Origin of the sequence: Rhodococcus sp. W8901 (assembly GCF_013348805.1) — a bacterium.
Taxonomy (GTDB): domain Bacteria; phylum Actinomycetota; class Actinomycetes; order Mycobacteriales; family Mycobacteriaceae; genus Prescottella.
The window spans coordinates 4,315,916-4,332,145 of record NZ_CP054690.1; the positions used below are offsets into that span (position 1 = coordinate 4,315,916).

Here is a 16,230-nt window from a genome sequence, read left to right on the forward strand (position 1 = left end):
AATACAGGTGGCCACCGACAACTTCCCACTCACTCGACCACGTCAACCCGCGCAGGATCCGCATAGTCGCAGGTCATCAACGTCGCCGGAACCGGACCGTTCCAACCGCAGGGGCGGCCACATGTGCCGACGACCAGCGACTCCGTAGTGCCATCGTCGAACTGCACAGTGATCGTGGAGGCACGCGCGGGATAACCGCAGACAGGGCATTTGCCGAAGTAGTTCAGGATCTCTTCCACGGCCGACGAGGCGATTCGCCGATATCGCCTGTGCCGGTCCGGTGTCGACGCAAAGCCCATGACTCGCCCCTCCCGTCAACCACACACGCTACTTCCGAGCACCCGCGAAGTCAGCGAACTCCACCGGCAGCCCGCCACTTCGTGGCATCGTCGAGGCTGTGAGGATCCTCGGACCCGTTGCCGCCACGGTTGTCCCGTGGTTGCGGTGGCGGGCCTCGTCCATCTTCACGAGCGCCCGCCGAGTCCGCCCGGCGACGCGGAGATCGCGGCGGGAGTCGATTGCCTGGATCCGGGCATGTTCCCCGGCCGTTTCCCACCGCCGACGGCGCAGACCTTCACACCTCCATCGACGGGATCGGTGCCCGACAACTTCATTCCCGTTGCCGTCGTGTCCTGTGAACCGACCTTCGGCAGGTCGCGCCTCGATGCGAACGGGAACCCTGTGGGCACGGAGGTGACGGTCGACGAGGTTCGGCACGCCGGCGATCTCACCGTGCTCCTGTCCGCGCTGTCCGAGGATTCGGACCCGCAGGGCTGGTGAATCGAGGCGTGGTTCGGCAAGACCCGCGACTACACCGGCGGCGCACACTGCACCCCGGGGATCCCATGCTCCATGCTCTGGCTCGTCGATGCCGACGGTCGCGCGATCCGGCCCGCGATACCGAAAACCCGTTCCGGAGGACCCAAGCCCGATGCGCGCGAGGCGATCGCCCGACTCACCGTGGTCGATCGCACCAGCCATGGCCTCTTCGTGCCGAGGTCCGACTCGTAGGCCCTCAGGCGACGCCGTCGCGGTGGGCGACCGCCTCGAGATGTGCGCGGATGGCGGCGGCGACCAGCTGCGGATTCTCGAGCGCAGGTATGTGGCCGACTCCGGGGAGGGCGACCTCCTGGACATGGTCGGGCAGCTCGTCGACGAAGCGTTGGATGAACTTCTCCCGCAGGAAGAACGAATCGAACTCGGAGATGATCAACGAGGTCGGCGCCCTCACCGCGCCCAGACCCGTCAGTGGGCCGTCACGCAGGAATGCGAGCAGGATCGGCAGGTAGACCGAACAGCGGGAGACGGCACGGATCACGTCGGTGGCGTCTGCCGGGTCGACGGCCGACATGTCGTGGCTGCAATTGCGGATGATCGGCCGCTGGAACAGCGGATGTGACGCGGCGCGATCGCCGAGCACCCGGGCGAGCGCCGCGAGCGGGAACTGGGCGACGAACCCGCTCCCCATCCGGAACTCCGTCGCCGAGAAGCGCTTCCAGCCTCCACTGGGATTGATCGCGGCGAGCGATGCGGCCCGGCCCCGCCGCTCCAGCTCGAATCCCACCTGGCCGCCGAGCGAGTTCCCGACGACGTGGCATGTGTCCCAACCGATCACGTCGAGCTCGCGTTCGATCCCGTCGGCAATACCGGAGATGCCGAGATCCCGCCATCGCAGCCGCGGACCGCCCCAGTGACCGGGCATCGTCAGCGCCAGGACGTCGCAGTCCGAAGCAAGTTCGTCGACCACGCGATGCCACACGTGGTGTGACAGCGTGAATCCGTGCAGCAGCAAAACACGTTCGCCGGCCCCCGCCCGTCGCGCGGATGTCACCATGACGCCCCCTCCCCGAAGCACTACGTCATGAGTAACACCGCGCGACAGCGATGTCCAGGGTCGCCGAGAGAGGTCGGCGAGAGTCGCTACTTCGCGGTGGTCACCGCGAAGCCCGCAACCCACTCCGGGATCGGCCGGTAGTACCGCGACTGCAACTCGTACGCACCCGACGCCGCGAGTGCCGCGTAGGCCGCGATCCACGTGCGCACCTCGTGCGACGACCCGCCACCGTTCGCCTCGAAGAACTCGTTGGTCCAGCCGTCGAACTGCGCGATGTCTCCCGCGGCGACGATGTCGAGAACGTCGTTGTCCCACTCCGGATTCAACGGCTTACGCGTGGAAGTTCCTGCCGCCAGATCGATTCCGGACTGCACGACCCGCTGCTCACCGCGGGCACGCTGCTCTGGGGTGGGCGGGTTGCCGAGGATCAGCGCCTCCGCGACCCGCGGCGGCGCACCGGCGAGGATCGGCACCGGCGGATCGTGCGACAGTCCGCCCGACGCCAGGAACAGCACGCGCTTGTCGAGCAGCGCCGCGGCCTCACCGAGCGCCTTGCCGAACTGTCGGATCCGGCGCACCGGGCCGAGAGGGGCCGCGACGCCGTTGATGAACACCGGCACGACCGGCACCGACCGGATGCCGCCGAACAGCATCTCGAGCGGCTGCACGAATCCGTGGTCCACGACCATGCGTGCCGAGATCGTGAGGTCGATGTCACGCTCGAGGACACCCTCGGCGATCGCGTCGGCCGCATCGGTGTCGACCAGGATCTCGCCTTCCGCGGAACCGAAGTCGCCCACCGCGATTGCGCCGGTGCCGATAGCGAACGGTGGCATCTTCTCGTAGAAGAAGCCGTTGTAGTGGTCGGGCGCGAACAGCACGACGACCTCGGGAGCGAACTCCTCGATGAACGCTCGCGCCCCGGCGACGGCGTGGTCGACCTCGTCGAGCACCTCCTGAGCCGGATCGTTCAGCCCGATCAGGGGTGAATGGGACAGCGCAACCAGTGCGACTGGCATGTAGGGCTCCTTCAGCCTGAATCAGATTCCGGGAGAGGTTCTTTCCTGGAAGTTGTGGCGTCGCTACGACGCGAGTGCGATCTGGGACGCGCACAGCGCGCGCGACGCGGCCAGACTCACCCGACGCAGGGCGGGCTCCACGCTCGCCGGCGAGAAGCTCGCAACCGGACCCGACACCGAGAACGCTGCGACAGGGCGTGCACCCGAGCCGTTGACGACTCCCCCGATGCACACCAGGCCCTCGCGGGTCTCCTCACGGTCGAACGCGACACCGGACCGCCGGACCTGCGACAACTCGACACGCAACTGTCCGATGTCGGTCACCGTCCGAGCGGTGCGGGCCGCGAGATCCGAGCCCAGCAGATCCTCGGCGTCCTGACCGGAGTATGCGAGCAGCGCCTTGCCCACCGCAGTGCAGTGCGCCGGCGCCTTCCCGCCGACCCGCGACGGTGACGCGACGTGACGGTGGCCGTAGAGCTTGTTGATGTAGAGGATGTCGGGACCGTGCAGGACCGCGAGATGCACCGTCTGCCGGGTCGCCTCGTACAGGTCCGCCAGGTAGGGAGTCAGGACGTCGCGGATCACGGAGTGCTGCGGCGCGTATACCCGGCCACCGAGGTTGTGGAGCTCGGCGCCGAGCCGGTAGTCGCTGCCGACCCGCTCGACGGCGTGGTTGCGCTCGAGCATCCCGAGGATGCGGAACGCGGTGGACTTGCTGAGCCCGGATCGGCGCGCGAGTTCGCTGACACCGACGCCGGAGTACGCCTCCTGCCCGAAGCTGGTGAGCAGGCTCATCGCCTTGTCCACGGCGGCACGGCCGTCCCGCGTCGACCCCGAATGCGACAGATCGGTCAACTCCTGCACACCCATCGATCCCTACCCAATCACTACGCAAAGAGGACATTCCCGGCGCGACGGCCCGTGGCGGCGCCTTCGCGATCGAGTGTGCCCACCTGCCGTTTCGATGTCAAGATGGACGATAGTGATATTAAAAGTGACACACGGTCGAGCGGGGATTCAATCGTGTGGAACATTGAGCGCATTGCGTCATCGACGAAAGGAGGCCCTGTTGGACAGCAACGGCCTGATCGCACGCAACGTGCAGCGGTTCCGTAACGAACGACAGATGAGCATGGGCGACCTCGCCAAGCGGGCGAACCTGTCCAAGCAGACGCTCTCGAAGATCGAGCAGGGTGTCGGCAATCCCACAGTCGAGACGATCGACGCCATCGCCGAGGCGCTCGACGTTCCGCTGCGGCGCCTGGTGACCGAGTGGGGGACGCGGGTGTTCGTCGTCCGCTCCGGCGAGGGATCGTGGAACGACCGGTCCGATATCGGTTCGACGAAGGTGCTCGATCAGATCTACGGCTCCGGCTACGTGCGCACGAGCCTGACCAGACTGCGGCAGGCGCCGGGCGGCGACGTCGAGAGCATGGTGCGCCCGGCCGACTCCGCCGGGACCCTGATCCACGCCTACGTCGTCTCCGGAAAGGTGCGAGTCGGCCCGACGAACGAACTGACGAACCTCACCACCGGGGACTTCGTCCAGTTCCCCAGCGACGCGCCCTGGATCCTCGCCGCACTGAGCAGCGAGGCGACCGTGCACGTCGTGACGACGATGCCGCAGGTCCCACAGTTCGGACCGCTCTCCGACGAGAGCCGTCACTGAGCGACACGGGGCCGCAAAGGGGGCGAACAGGAGTCTGTGGCACGAACCGTCCCCTACAGTGGGCGCCGTGTGTGAACAGCAGATGAACGGTTGGAATCGGCGGTCCTTCCTCGGAGCGGCCGGCATCGGAGCGCTCGGAGTCGCCGGACTGCCTCTCATCGGCAGCCGGTCGTGGAATCCGCTCGCAGCACAGGCCTCCGCGGCCCCGCTGCCCGCGTCGATCGCAGGCACCACTCTCGAATCCGTCGCCGTCCCTCTGGGCAGCAGCGGATACCGCCGTCTCACCGCCGGTCCGGGCTGGCCGCTGGTGGTCCGCACCGATCTGGCCGAGCCCAAGTCCGGTCGCGAGGACCGTCGCTCCGCCCTCGCGTCCATGGTTCAGCTCACCGACGTGCACGTGCTCGACGCCCAGTCACCCGTTCGGTTCGAGTACGTCCACCCCTTCCAGGGTGCCGCGTTCCGGCCGCAGGAGACCATGACCGCGCAGGGCCTCGTCTCCCTCATCGACCGGGTCAACTCGCTGCGCCAGGGTCCGCACACACAGCGCGACTTCGACGCCGTGATCACCACGGGCGACAACACCGACAACAAGGAGCACGTCGAACTCGACTGGTTCCTCAAGGCACTCAACGGTGGCACGATCGTTCCGAACACCGGCGATCCGACCCGCTACGAGGGCGTGCAGAACTCGGGCGCGGACCTGTACTGGAATCCCGAGTCGTCGATCCAGGACATCTACAAGAAGACCGGATTCCCGGAGGTCCCCGGCCTGCTGTCGGCGGCACTGCAGCCGGTCACCAGCCCCGGCCTGAACACGAAGTGGTACAGCGTTTTCGGCAACCACGACGACTCCGTCGAGGGCACCCTCCCGAGCGGCATCCCGTTCCTCGAGCAGATGTACACAGGAGACAAGAAGTTCGAGGTCCCGGACTCCTCCGACCAGGCCGCGCGCATCTCGAGCGCCCTGAGCTCCGATCCGACCGCCGTCCTGAACCTGCTGTCGGCGATCACCACCCCGCCGCGCATCGTCACCCCCGACGCGCGGCGCCACCCCTTCACGCCGCGCGAGTTCATCGCCGCCCACCTCGACCCGGCGAACGCCGGCCCCGGCCCGGTCGGCCACGGCTTCGCGGCCGACGCCGACGAAACCGGAATCGGTTACTACACCTTCGAGATCGCGCCCGGCGTGATCGGCATCAGCATGGACTCGACCAACCGCGCGGGCTTCGTCGACGGCTCGCTCGGCGAGGCGCAGTTCAAGTGGATCGAGCAGACGCTGCTCGCGGGCAGCAGCAAGTACTACGACACCAACGGTGCGCTCGTCACGCAGAGCCGCAGCGATACCTACTTCGTGCTGTTCAGCCACCACACGAGCACCACGATGGCGAACACCCTGCCCGACCCGGAGCGCCCGCTCGAGCCCCGGTACAAGGGCGCCCAGCTGGTGGATATGCTGCACCGCTTCCCGAATGTCCTCGCCTGGGTCAACGGCCACACCCACGAGAACCGCATCACCGCACAGGTGGGCCAGACTCCGGCACAGGGATTCTGGGAGATCAACACGGCATCGCACATCGACTTCCCGCAGCAGGGACGCATCATCGAGGTGGTCGACAACGAGGACGGCACGGTGTCGCTGCTGACCACGCTGATCGAGGCCGACAGCCCGTACCAGGTCGACTACGACGACTTCTCTCCGGCGGGCCTGGCGTCGCTGTACCGCGAGTTCTCGTTCAACGACATCCACGCCGACCCGAAACTGCTGGGCGGCTCCCCGGACCACAATGTGGAACTGGTCCTGGCCACACTCCGCTAGTCGTCGGCGCGGGCGTCCTTCGGGGCGTCCGCGCCGCCGTCGGTCTCCCGCCGGGCCTTGCTCCACCGCACGGCCTCGGTCAGCAGTCGTACCCCGACCGCAAGCATGACGAGGTTCCCGACGATCTGCGCCGTGACCACCGCACGGGCAGTCTGGTCGACCGCCGCGATGTCGCCGAAGCCCACCGTCGCGAAGACCGTGAGCGTGAAGTACAGCGCATCGATCCTGGTCAGCGGCTCCGTGAACGACTCCGGATTCATCTGGGACAGGAGGAAGCTCGCCACCGCCGAGCCCAGCAAGTACACCGGCAGCGTCACCATCAGGGCCTCGGCCGACCGTATGGCGGGCACAGGGGAGCGCAAGATCTGCCGAACCTGCCAGATACACAACGCCACAACGAACAGCAGGCCGCCGACGAGGATCGCGACCATGCCCGCGTTCGACAGGTGATCCATCGGCAGCGCGAAGTACGCGATGACCAGAACGACAACCGTGCCGAGCGGACGAAGCAGAGCCCGACGCAGCAATCGACGGCGCTCGTGCTTGTCGAGCTCCTGCAGTCGGGCCGGGTCGGTCATAGGCTCTCGCTTCTGCATTCGTCACACCGTACTACCGCGAATGTCGGCACCGACCTGCGACGACACACCTGACCGAGCAGAGCGGACCGATCTTCGGTAACGTTCGGATAACGACGTCGACGTCTGGAAGGGAAGTAGTCCAGCTTTCCGGTGCGAGCGAGTCGAGAACGCGAACAGATCCGAACACCGAAAGTGGGAGGTGGACAAGTGCGAAGTTCACTCGGTATCTCTGCCGGAGCGGCCGGCGTGTGCACTGCACTCGTCGCCACCGACGACACCGGCATGCAGTCCATGGAGTACCGGACGCTGTCCTCGGATCTCGGCACCCACACCGACCTCGGCGACCTCAGCCTCTCCGCGATCGGCCTGATGACCGTCCAGGTTCCCGACCACAAGATCGAGCCGGACGCGATCGCGGTGGCGTACCGCACCGAGGGCCACGCCGCAGCCGTTCGGTCCGCGGCCAAGCGCCAACGTCGGGCCATCCGCTTGATTCCCGAGACGGCCGCCACATTGGCCTATCTCCGTAGCACCGGGCTGGTCGCGCAGTACGGGAGCATCGCGGTCGTCGATCTCGGCGCATCGGGACTCACCGTCACGGTCGTCGACCAGGCCAGCGGCTCGATCTTGTGCCGTGACCGCACCACGACCGTCAGCGGCGACGGTGCAGCCGATGAACCGGACGCCGATATCGCCTCGCGCGTCGTCGAGTTCGTGACCGGCACCTGCGCTCGCAGCTTCCGCACCCCCGAGGCCGCGGTCCTCGTCGGCGGCGGCGGAAACATCACCGACGTGGGGGCGGCACTGGACGCCGGCTTCGACGGCGTCACGATCGTCGTGCCCGAACCGGAGGCCGCGACCGCCAAAGGCGCCGCGCTGCTGGCCGGATCGAACGCCAGACAGGATTTCCCGGTGGTCGCCGGGTCGGGTGGAGGACGTGGGACGGGTGCTATCGTCGGCGCACTCGTCGTCGGTGGCCTGATGCTCGGCTACGGCGTCAAGGAAGTGATCCCGCAGAGCGAGGAGAACTACGCACCCACCGGCAGCCAGGTCATCGAGACACCCACGGGCGAACCCGATGTCCCCACTGTCGATCCGGACGACACCGACATCCCGTCGGGCGATCCGACCCCGAGCTCGACCGTTCAGGTGCCCGCCTCGCACGTGCCACTGCCGACCACCGACGACTACAGCGGTCCGGCCTGGACGACGCAGTACACGACCACCGTCGAACCGCCCCCACCCACGACGACTCCCCCGACGCCCACCACCACCGAGGCGCCGACCACGACGACACCGCCACCGAGCACCACGCAGAGTCGGCCGTGGATTCCGCCGATGTGGCCCGAACTGCCCACGTGGCTCCCGGGTCTCGTACCGGGGGTTCCGACTCCGGACGCCGACCCTCCGAGCCTCTCGGCCGATCCGACCACGCCCACCACCGAGACGTCCACCACCGAGCCGCCTACCTCCGAGCCGCCGGCTTCCGAGACCCCCACCTCCGAGCCGCCCGCCCCGGGGACCGAGCCGGCCGGGCCGCAGCCAGAGGTCAGTCCCGAATCTGGCTCACCGACACCGGAAGTCCCGGATTCGTTGCCGAGGTGAGCGCCGACGGCTGTGCGCCTCCCGCGATGAGGTGCGCGCCGAGGGCCGCGATCATCACGCCGTTGTCGGTGCACAGCCGCGGACTGGGCACCCGCAGCGTCAATCCCGCCGCAGCACACCGCTCCTCCGCGAGCGACCGGATCCGCGAGTTCGCGGTGGCGCCGCCGCCGAGAACGAGGGTGTCGACGCCGACGTCCTGCGCCGCGCGAACCGCCTTCATCGTCAGCACGTCCGCCACGGACTCCTGGAATCCGGCCGCGACATCGGCGACCGGAATCGGTTCGCCCGCACGCTCCTTGGCCTCCACGAACCGCGCCACCGCAGTCTTGAGCCCGGAGAACGAGAAGTCGTGCCGGGCATCCCGGGGACCGGTCATGCCGCGCGGGAACACGACGGCGTCCCGGTCGCCCTGCTGCGCCAGGCGATCGAGCGCCGGGCCGCCCGGAAATCCGAGATCCAGCAGGCGCGCGACCTTGTCGAACGCCTCACCGGCCGCATCGTCGACCGTGGTGCCGAGTTCCACGATCGGCTTGCGGCCCAGTTCCTCCACGTGCAGCAGGTGCGTGTGCCCACCCGAGACGAGCAGCGCGACGCACGGAGGCATCGGGCCGTGCTCGATCGTGTCCACCGCGACATGCCCGCCGAGATGGTTGATCGCGTAGAACGGCACGTCCCACGCGGCCGCGTACGCCTTGGCCGCCGCGACACCGACCAGCAGGGCGCCGGCGAGACCGGGGCCGATCGTCACGGCGATCGCGTCCGGCTTGTCGATGCCCGCGGCCGCGAGGGCGCGACGCATCGTGGGAACCATCGCCTCGAGGTGCGCGCGCGAGGCCACCTCGGGCACCACACCGCCGTAGCGGGCGTGCTGGTCGACGCTCGACGCCACCTCGTCGGCGAGCAGCTCGCAGCGCCCGTCATCGTGCCAGCGGACGATACCGACCCCGGTCTCGTCGCACGAACTCTCGATACCCATCACGATCATGGCCGTCACTCCTTGCCCTGCCGCTCGGCGGCCTCCGCGTCGATCCGCGCCGGGCGGTGCATCGTGTACGCGTCCGCGCCGCTCGGCTGGTAGTAGCGCTTTCTGGTGCCGACGATCTCGAAGCCCTCACGCTTGTACAGCGCGATCGCCGGCTCGTTGTCGGTGCGGACCTCGAGGAACACCGGTCCGCCCCACTTGTCCGCCACGCGCAGCAGTTCGGCCAGCAGCGCTCCGCCGATGCCGCCGCGCTGCGCCGACGGATCCACCCCGATGGTGTGTACCTCGGCCTCGGGCGTCACGCTGTTGCCGAGCAGTGCCACCCCGGCGTAGCCGATCAGTGTGTCGGCGTCGTCGCGCGCCGTGAAGTAGTGATTGTGCCCGCCCGCGAGTTCCGACCGGAACGCCTGCGCGCTCCACGGGTCGTCACCGGGGAACAGCACCTGCTCGAGCTCGGCGCACCTGTCGGTGTCGGTGTCGGCCATCGGAACGATGCGGATGCTCATTTCCTGCGGTCCGCCAACTCCACCGCGTCCGGGCGCCGCAAGTACAACGGCACCAGCGGTTCCGGCTCCACGCCCACCCGCAGTGCCTGCGCCGCGACCTTCACCAGACCGGCCGGCGAGGGGGTCTCGACCGGCTCGACCGGCAGGTCGAACATGTCCACGTGCGAGGCCGAGCCCGCGATCACCTGCGACGGCGACGGATCGAGATCGGACGGCTTGACGACATCGGGCCCCTCGACCCGCGCCCCGCCGGAGTAGCGCGCCCAGTACACCTCGCGGCGACGAGCATCGGTGACCACCAACAGGTCCCGCTCTCCGGAGACATCGGCGGCGATCGCGTCCAGGCTGCACACCCCGTGTACCGGGATGCCCAGCGCATCGCCGAACGCGGCGGCGGTCGCCATACCGACGCGCAGACCCGTGAACGGACCGGGCCCCACGCCGACGACGACCGCGTCCAGATCGGCGGGGCTGTGGCCCGATTGGGCCAGGCAGTCCAGAATCTGCGGGGTCAGGACCTCCGCATGCGCTCGGGCGTCGACGGTGACTCGGACGGCCAGCGTCCGAGGAACGCCCGGGTCCGAATCAGGGTCGAAGCTCACGACGCCCGCGGTGACCGCGGGAGTGGAGGTGTCGATGGCAAGGACAAGCACGGTAGACCAGGCTACTCGGCTCCGTACTACGCGCGCGGCACCCACTCCCAGCTCGCGGTGCGGACATCGGACTCGGGCTCGCGACGCAGCCGCACCCGCAGGTGCCGATCCGCCAGATGTTCCACCACGCCCTCGCCCCACTCGACCACGACGACGGCGTCGCCCAGGTCGGTGTCTAGATCGAGCGCGTCGAGCTGATCGTGCATATCGAGCGAGCCCGCGTCACCGCCCTCGCCGCCGAGGCGGTACGCGTCGACGTGGACCAGGCCGACGGGCGCGCCACCGTCGGGGCGCGTCCCTGGCCGGTGCTCTCTCGCGATGATGAACGTCGGCGACGTCACCCGGCCCTCGACGCCCAGACCTGCCGCGATACCGCGGGTCAGCGCGGTCTTCCCGGCGCCCAGCGGGCCGTCCAGCACCACGAGATCACCCGCGACGAGGTCGCGGGCCAGCGCCCGCCCGAGAGCCTCGGTGTCCTCGGTCGTGGGCAGGGTCGCGTTGCCCCCGGTACGTGTGTCAGCCGACATCGGTTCGCTCCAGTTCACCCGCCGGCACAGCATTCTCGTGGTTCGCACGACTCGACACGGCACGCCGGACCAGCCGATCGATCGCATCGGAGGTTACCTGCGGGAACTCGAGCTCCACGAGATGGCCGGCATCGCGCACCCGCACCAGTTCCGAGCGCGGCAGGGCGGCCGCGAGGTACTTGGAGCTGGTGAACGGGATGATCATGTCGGCGTCACCGCACAGCACCAGCGCCGGTGTGTCCGACAGCACCGGCAGCGCCTCCGACTCGTCATGCAACTCCAACGATTCGAGGAAGTTGACGATCGTCACCACCGAGATGTCGTTGAGCATGCCCTCCGAGAACGCGACCAGCCGCGGACTGACCTCGGTGCCGTACGACGCGGCCCGCAGGATCGGCGAGATGATCGCGCGCGCGGCGCCCCGTGCCTGCTGCACGGCGCCGGGGGCGGTGCGCACCGCGAGGCGGAACCCGTCGATGACCGGGTTGTCGAGGTTGCGTCCGAGCCCCGACTTGTTCAGGCCGGCGGCGGTCGTCGCGAGCAGCCCCACACCGATCACCCTGTCGTCGAACAGCTCCGGGAACTGCCGGGCCATCGCCAGGATCGTCATGCCGCCCATCGAATGCCCGACGAGCACCACCGGGCCCGACGGCGCCACGTCCTCGACGACGGCCGCCAGGTCGCGGCCGAGCTGGGCGATGGTGCAGCTCTCGGCGGCGGGCACGCCGGACTCACCGTGCCCGCGCTGGTCGTAGAACACCATGCGGACGGAATCGCCCCACCGCTCCGCGAGCTGCGCGCGCTGGAAGTGCCACGACTCCATCCGCAGGCAGTAGCCGTGCACGAAGATCACCGTGAGGGGCGCATCCGGTGGACCCACCTCCCGCACCAGCAGTGGCACGTCGTCCTCGGTCGCCACGACGCGGCTGCGGTCGCCGGTCATGAGCGCGAAGTCCTCGGACCCGTAGATCTCCGGTCCTCGTCGCGTCGCCGCAGACTTGACGACGTTGATCCCCGCGATCGCGCCGATCGCCGCGGCACCCAGCACTCCCCCGAACAGGCCGAGCCTGTTCAGGACGTTCACGAACGACCGCCGGGACCGCCGACATAGGTTCGCACCGTCCGGCCCCGCACCGAGGTCACCACCTCGTAGTGGATGGTGTCGAGCGCGTCCGCCCACTCCTGTGCGTGCGGTTCACCGTGCTCGCCGTTGCCGAAGAACACCGCGGTGTCGCCCTCCTGCACACCGGCACCGTCGGGACCGAGATCGACGACGACCTGGTCCATGCAGACCCGTCCGATGCCCGGGCGCCGGTCGTCACCCAGGCGCACGTCGAACCGTCCGCCCAGCGCGCGCGGAATACCGTCCGCGTACCCGACCGGCAGCAACGCGACCGTCGTGTCGTGCGGGGCCACCCACGTGTGCCCGTAGGACACACCCTCACCAGCTGCCACTTTCTTCACCAGCGCCACCCTCGATCGGAACGTCATGACCGGCCGCAGGCCGAACGTCCCCAGATCCGGTACCGGGGACAGTCCGTATATCGCGATTCCGGGCCGAACCATGTCGAATTGCAGGTCAGCACGGGTGAGGGTGGCCGCCGAGTTCGACAGGTGCGCCGCCTCCGGAGCCAAACCGATCCGCTTGGCGTCCGCGAGGGCACCCGTGAAACGTTCCCGCTGATCGTCGATAGCGGGGTGGTGCGGTTCGTCGGCGTGCGCGAGGTGCGAGAACACACCCTTGAAACGAACCGCCCCCTCGGCCTCGACCCGAGCGAGGTCCTTCAGGAAGTCCGTCCACTCCTCACGCGAGACGCCGTTCCGGTTCAGGCCGGTGTCGACCTTGATCGTCACGGTCGCGGGCGTGCCGACCTCCCGCGCCGCCGCGACGACGGCCGCGAGATGCCGCGGCGACGACAGCCCCACCTCGACGCCCAGCGCGATCGCGGGGGCGTAGTCGGAGTCCGCGGTGTGCAGCCACGACAGCACCGGGGCGGTGATCCCGGCGTTCTTGAGTTCGATGCCCTCGGCGAGGGTGGTGACACCCAGTTCCCGGGCACCGGCAGCGAGTGCGGCCCGCGCGACCGGAACCGCGCCGTGGTTGTAGGCGTCCGCTTTCACGACGGCCATGACCGCCGCATCGCCGGCGTGCTCGCGCAGGATCCGCACGTTGTGGGCTACCGCGTCGAGATCGATCACCGCTTCCGCCTGCGGCGCCGCCGCCGGAGGGGGTGTGTCCGCCGCCGAGGTGGCGCTCACGGTGTTCGGGTCGGTGTCGGTCTCCTGCGCGCTAGTAGTCACAGAATTCGATCCTGCCACTCACCGGGACCAGCCCGGTTCCTGGGTACAACCCGACCCGTCACGATTCGGGCACATGTGAGCGAAGGATCCGAATCGCGGACCGCAGGTGCGCCAGCAGCGTCGACGCGGAGATCGGCGCGAGCCCGGCGTCCCCGATGTCCTCCGAACCCTCCCGCGCCCCGAGGTTGGCGGCGAGCGAGTGGGCCCGGGCCCCCGCCGCGGCCGCGGCCTCCGGTGCCAGACCCGTCGCCATCAGCGCACCGATGACGCCGGACAGGACGTCACCCGACCCGGCCGTGGCCGCCCACGAACTGCCCGCGTCGTTGACGTACGCCCGGCCGTGCGGGTCCGCGATCACGGTGGCCCGGCCCTTCAGCAGCACGGTCACGCCCCACTCGGCGGCCAGTGCCCGCGTCGCGGCGACGCGGTCCGGCGTCGGCGCGACAGCGGTGAGCCGCTCGAACTCGCCCGCATGCGGGGTCAGCAACGTCGGCGCACCGCGCCCCCGCACCAGGTCCGGGTGCTCGGCCAGCAGGTTCAGCCCGTCGGCGTCGACGAGGACCGGTAGGTCGGTTTCCAGCACCGTCCGCAGGTCCGTCAGGGCGTCGTCGTCGGTGCCGATGCCGGGGCCCACGACCCACGCCTGTACTCGGCCCGCATCGGCGGGCGACGGGGCAGCGACCACCTCGGGCCAGTGATCGAGCACCTCCGCGACGGCACGACCCGCATACCGCACCATCCCGGCGGTGGCGGTGACCGCGGCGCCGGAGGACAGCACGGCAGCGCCCGGATAACGTCCGCTGCCCGCGACGACGCCCACCACGCCCTGCGTGTACTTGTCGTCCGCCGGCCGCGGAACGGGCCACAACCGGCCCACCTCCCACGCGTCGAGCGCGACCAGGTCGGGCGTCGGCAGGTCCAGGCCGATCGGCACCAGTTCGACCCGGCCGCACCTCGGCGCGGCCAGGACGTGCACCGGTTTGAGCGCCCCGAACGCCACGGTGACGGCAGCGGTCACGGCGGGACCGTCGACGGCACCGGTGTCGGGGTCCACGCCACTGGGCAGGTCGACCGCGACGATCGGGGCATCGAGTTCCGCGACGATCGCGGCCGCGGCCGGGCGCAGCGGGCCCTTGCCGGAGATCCCGACGATCCCGTCGAGCACCAGGTCGGGGCTGCCCGGATCCGACGAGACGCGCCCACCGGCGGCCTTCAGCGCCGCCAATCCGGCGGCGTGCGCGCGCTCGGGGTTGAGTAGGACCGCGGTGACCGCCACGCCACGCCGGCGCAACAGCGTTCCCGCCCACAGCGCGTCACCGCCGTTGTCACCCGAGCCCACCAGTAGCGTGACGTCGCGGCCCGACACGCCCCCCGTTCGATCCCGCAGCTCGTCGGCCGCGACACGCGCCAGGCCGTACGCGGCGCGCCGCATCAGCGTGCCCTCGAGCAGGCGCGCCAGCAGCGGCGCCTCGGCGGCCTTGACCTGCTGCGCCGTGTAGAAGTTCCGCATCTCTACCCGGCCGCCACCGGACCGGAGATCATGAACTGCGCGCCGTTCGGATCGGCGACGTTCGCCATCCGGCCGTGCTCGGAATCCCACGGCTCGCGCAGCACCGTCCCGCCGAGTTCCGTGAGCCGCGCGACAGCGGCGTCGGTGTCGTCCACCGCCACGAACATCTGCCAGTGTGACGGCACGTCCGCCGGCATCGCGGTGCTCGCGTCGAAGATCCCGGCCAGGTCCTCACCGTCGAACCGGCCTGTGGTGTACCGGAATTCGCCCGTGTCGCTGAGAGTTGCCAGGTTCCAGCCGAAGACGTCCCGATAGAACGGCAACGCGGCGTCGTAGTCCTTGCTGACCAGTTCGAACCACGCGGGGGCACCGTGTTCGCCCATGACACCGAAGCCCTTGTGCTCGGCGGGCTGCCACACCCCGACGACCCCGCCGGACGGATCGAGGAACATCGCCATGCGGCCCTGCTCGGGCACGGTCATCGGTTCCATCATCACCTGACCGCCGGACTCCGTGACGGCCTTCGCGGTGGCATCGGCGTCGGCGGTGGCCAGATACGTGGTCCAGATGTTCACGTAGGGGTTCCCCGGCTGCCCGGCCATCATGCCGGCGACGGGCTTCCCGTCGGAGAAGAACATCACGTAACCGCCGTACGCCTCTCCGGACGATTCGTGGGTCCAGCCGAACATGGCGTCGTAGAACGCGGCGGCGCGTTCGGGATCCGAGGTCTGCAGGTCGATCCAGCAGGGCGCACCGATCGGCGCGGATTCACGGGTTGGCATGACTACTCCTCGCGAACTCGAGGTCGGGAGATGTAACTCGAGGCACAATCATCGCCAGACTACGCTGAATCCCATGAAGACACGGGCAACTGCGATGATCGCCGGAATCGCCTTGGCTGCAAGCCTTTCCGCTTGCACCAACTCCTCGACCGACGAACCCGTCGCCGACAGCGGGCCGACGGTCAAGGTCTCGAACATGACCTACTCGCCCTCGTCGATCACCATCTCCGCGGGACAGACGGTGACGTGGGTGTTCGACGATCGCGGCACACCACACGACGTCGTGGGCCTCGGCGACGCGAAATCGGTGTTGCGCAGCCCGTTGAAGACCACCGGGACGTGGGAGTTCACCTTCACCGAGCCCGGCACCTACGACTACACGTGCTCGCTGCACCCGGACATGCTCGGTGTCGTCATCGTGATGTGACGACACCGAGCCTGTCCTGAC

The 16,230-nt window shown here is 69.1% G+C and carries 19 protein-coding genes; 6 read left to right on the forward strand and 13 right to left on the reverse strand.

Annotated elements, in window-relative coordinates; genetic code table 11:
- Positions 1 to 29 precede the first annotated feature (29 nt).
- On the reverse strand, positions 30 to 299 hold the full coding sequence (locus HUN07_RS20200; protein ID WP_147283452.1) for a hypothetical protein: 270 nt from the start codon (positions 297 to 299) through the stop codon (positions 30 to 32).
- A 136-nt stretch (positions 300 to 435) separates the two neighbouring features.
- On the opposite strand from HUN07_RS20200, the gene HUN07_RS20205 reads away from it, so the two are divergent.
- Positions 436 to 780 carry a hypothetical protein gene (locus tag HUN07_RS20205; RefSeq protein WP_174912257.1) on the forward strand — a complete coding sequence of 115 codons (345 nt, stop codon included), beginning with the start codon at positions 436 to 438 and terminating at the stop codon, positions 778 to 780.
- A 72-nt stretch (positions 781 to 852) separates the two neighbouring features.
- Positions 853 to 1,011, forward strand: coding sequence for a hypothetical protein (locus HUN07_RS20210; RefSeq protein WP_174912260.1), 159 nt, complete (start codon positions 853 to 855; stop codon positions 1,009 to 1,011).
- A 4-nt stretch (positions 1,012 to 1,015) separates the two neighbouring features.
- Here HUN07_RS20210 and HUN07_RS20215 read toward each other — a convergent pair whose 3' ends face one another.
- The 3 genes from HUN07_RS20215 to HUN07_RS20225 form a co-directional block, all read right to left on the reverse strand.
- Entirely contained in the window at positions 1,016 to 1,834 is an 819-nt protein-coding gene (locus HUN07_RS20215; protein WP_174912263.1) for an alpha/beta fold hydrolase, read from the reverse strand.
- 86 nt (positions 1,835 to 1,920) lie between these two features.
- A complete protein-coding gene (locus HUN07_RS20220; RefSeq protein WP_174912266.1) occupies positions 1,921 to 2,853 on the reverse strand; it encodes a 3-carboxyethylcatechol 2,3-dioxygenase in 933 nt (310 codons plus the stop codon).
- Positions 2,854 to 2,916: 63 nt separating this feature from the next.
- Entirely contained in the window at positions 2,917 to 3,723 is an 807-nt protein-coding gene (locus tag HUN07_RS20225) for an IclR family transcriptional regulator (RefSeq protein WP_114718895.1), read from the reverse strand.
- 199 nt (positions 3,724 to 3,922) lie between these two features.
- On the opposite strand from HUN07_RS20225, the gene HUN07_RS20230 reads away from it, so the two are divergent.
- Together HUN07_RS20230 and HUN07_RS20235 are read left to right on the forward strand one after the other, a co-directional pair.
- Positions 3,923 to 4,522, forward strand: coding sequence for an XRE family transcriptional regulator (locus tag HUN07_RS20230; RefSeq protein WP_114718894.1), 600 nt, complete (start codon positions 3,923 to 3,925; stop codon positions 4,520 to 4,522).
- An 82-nt stretch (positions 4,523 to 4,604) separates the two neighbouring features.
- Complete coding sequence (locus tag HUN07_RS20235) at positions 4,605 to 6,338, forward strand: TIGR03767 family metallophosphoesterase (RefSeq protein ID WP_174914911.1); 1,734 nt, start codon at positions 4,605 to 4,607, stop codon at positions 6,336 to 6,338.
- Here the strand turns inward: HUN07_RS20235 and HUN07_RS20240 are convergent.
- The gene (locus tag HUN07_RS20240; RefSeq protein WP_114718893.1) at positions 6,335 to 6,916 is read right to left on the reverse strand and encodes a potassium channel family protein; all 582 of its coding nucleotides are present in this window, start codon (positions 6,914 to 6,916) and stop codon (positions 6,335 to 6,337) included. The genes HUN07_RS20235 and HUN07_RS20240 overlap by 4 nt on opposite strands.
- 207 nt (positions 6,917 to 7,123) lie before the next feature.
- Between HUN07_RS20240 and HUN07_RS20245 the strand changes: the two genes are divergently transcribed.
- Positions 7,124 to 8,521: an exopolyphosphatase gene (locus HUN07_RS20245; protein WP_174912269.1), complete on the forward strand. Its 1,398-nt coding sequence runs from the start codon at positions 7,124 to 7,126 to the stop codon at positions 8,519 to 8,521.
- On the opposite strand, the gene tsaD is transcribed toward HUN07_RS20245, so the two are convergent.
- The 8 genes from tsaD to HUN07_RS20285 all read right to left on the reverse strand — a co-directional run bounded on the left by tsaD (position 8,466) and on the right by HUN07_RS20285 (position 15,782).
- Positions 8,466 to 9,506, reverse strand: a complete 1,041-nt coding sequence (tsaD, locus tag HUN07_RS20250) for a tRNA (adenosine(37)-N6)-threonylcarbamoyltransferase complex transferase subunit TsaD (protein WP_174912272.1) — start codon at positions 9,504 to 9,506, stop codon at positions 8,466 to 8,468. The two genes, HUN07_RS20245 and tsaD, sit on opposite strands and share 56 nt — an antisense overlap.
- A gap of 5 nt (positions 9,507 to 9,511) precedes the next feature.
- Positions 9,512 to 10,009: a ribosomal protein S18-alanine N-acetyltransferase gene (gene rimI / locus HUN07_RS20255; protein WP_114718891.1), complete on the reverse strand. Its 498-nt coding sequence runs from the start codon at positions 10,007 to 10,009 to the stop codon at positions 9,512 to 9,514.
- Positions 10,006 to 10,662, reverse strand: a complete 657-nt coding sequence (tsaB, locus tag HUN07_RS20260) for a tRNA (adenosine(37)-N6)-threonylcarbamoyltransferase complex dimerization subunit type 1 TsaB (RefSeq protein WP_174912275.1) — start codon at positions 10,660 to 10,662, stop codon at positions 10,006 to 10,008. The genes rimI and tsaB overlap by 4 nt, the downstream gene beginning before the upstream one ends.
- A 26-nt stretch (positions 10,663 to 10,688) precedes the next feature.
- Entirely contained in the window at positions 10,689 to 11,189 is a 501-nt protein-coding gene (gene tsaE, locus HUN07_RS20265; RefSeq protein WP_114718998.1) for a tRNA (adenosine(37)-N6)-threonylcarbamoyltransferase complex ATPase subunit type 1 TsaE, read from the reverse strand.
- Entirely contained in the window at positions 11,179 to 12,273 is a 1,095-nt protein-coding gene (locus HUN07_RS20270; protein WP_174912277.1) for an alpha/beta fold hydrolase, read from the reverse strand. Before HUN07_RS20270 ends, tsaE begins: the two co-directional genes overlap by 11 nt.
- Positions 12,270 to 13,448 carry an alanine racemase gene (gene alr / locus HUN07_RS20275; protein ID WP_254623025.1) on the reverse strand — a complete coding sequence of 393 codons (1,179 nt, stop codon included), beginning with the start codon at positions 13,446 to 13,448 and terminating at the stop codon, positions 12,270 to 12,272. The genes HUN07_RS20270 and alr overlap by 4 nt, the downstream gene beginning before the upstream one ends.
- A gap of 100 nt (positions 13,449 to 13,548) precedes the next feature.
- Entirely contained in the window at positions 13,549 to 15,000 is a 1,452-nt protein-coding gene (locus HUN07_RS20280; RefSeq protein ID WP_174912280.1) for an NAD(P)H-hydrate dehydratase, read from the reverse strand.
- 2 nt (positions 15,001 to 15,002) lie between these two features.
- Positions 15,003 to 15,782, reverse strand: coding sequence for a VOC family protein (locus HUN07_RS20285; protein WP_174912283.1), 780 nt, complete (start codon positions 15,780 to 15,782; stop codon positions 15,003 to 15,005).
- Between the two features lie 73 nt (positions 15,783 to 15,855).
- Between HUN07_RS20285 and HUN07_RS20290 the strand changes: the two genes are divergently transcribed.
- Positions 15,856 to 16,209, forward strand: coding sequence for a cupredoxin domain-containing protein (locus tag HUN07_RS20290; protein ID WP_174912286.1), 354 nt, complete (start codon positions 15,856 to 15,858; stop codon positions 16,207 to 16,209).
- Positions 16,210 to 16,230 lie beyond the last annotated feature (21 nt).